Consider the following 819-nt stretch of genomic DNA (forward strand, 5'->3'; position numbering starts at 1 on the left):
GCGCCATGAGCGGACACTGGGTCCAGCGGGGGGACTGTGCCGTCACCGACAAGTGGAAGCGGGCGGCCTGGGCGGTGGAAGCCGGGGCCGACCTGGTGCTGGAGCTCCCTACCGTGTGGGCCTGCGCGTCGGCGGAGACCTTTGCCCGGGGGGCCGTGGAGGTGCTGGCCGGGACGGGGGTGGTGGACACCCTTTCCTTCGGCAGCGAGTGCGCGGACCTCGCTGCCCTGCGGGCGAGCGCGGCGGTGCTGGAGGAGCCGGAGTACCATGCCCGGGTGAAGGAGCTCTCCGCCCAGGGATTGCCCTTCCCGGTGGCCCGGCAGCAGGCGGCCGAGGAGCGGCTGGGCGGGCCCTCGGTGCTGGACCGGCCCAACGCCAACCTGGCGGTGGAGTATCTGAGGGCCATCCCGCCCCACTGGAGGGCTCTGGCGGTGCAGCGGCAGGGCGTGGACCACGACGGCGGCGCAGCGGGGGGCTTCGCCTCGGCCTCCCACCTGCGGGAGCTGCTGCGGGCGGGCAACAGGGGAGAGGCTGAACCCTATCTATGTACCCCCTGGGCGGGGGAGATTGCGGATTTCCATCGGTGCGGCGCGGTGTTGCTGGACCGGGTGCGCACCATGGAGGAGGCCGACTGGGCCGCCCTCCCCGACGGGGGGAGCGCCGAGGGGCTCCCCGCCCGGCTAGTCCGCTGCGGGCGGCAGGCCCGCTCAGCGGAGGAGTTCCTCGCCCTGGCCAAGACGAAGCGCTTCCCCCTGGCCCGGCTGCGGCGGCTGCTCACCTGGGCCTATCTGGGCCTCACCGCCGCCGACCGGCCGGAGC

1 protein-coding gene is annotated in these 819 nt (G+C 74.5%); it reads left to right on the forward strand.

Annotation, left to right across the window (positions count from 1 at the left end; genetic code table 11):
- Positions 1–819 (forward strand): nucleotidyltransferase family protein (locus tag B5G43_RS16870; RefSeq protein WP_143382905.1); only part of this gene is annotated, 819 nt, incomplete at both ends.

Source organism: Flavonifractor sp. An92, assembly GCF_002159175.1.
Taxonomy (GTDB): Bacteria; Bacillota; Clostridia; order Oscillospirales; family Oscillospiraceae; genus Pseudoflavonifractor_A.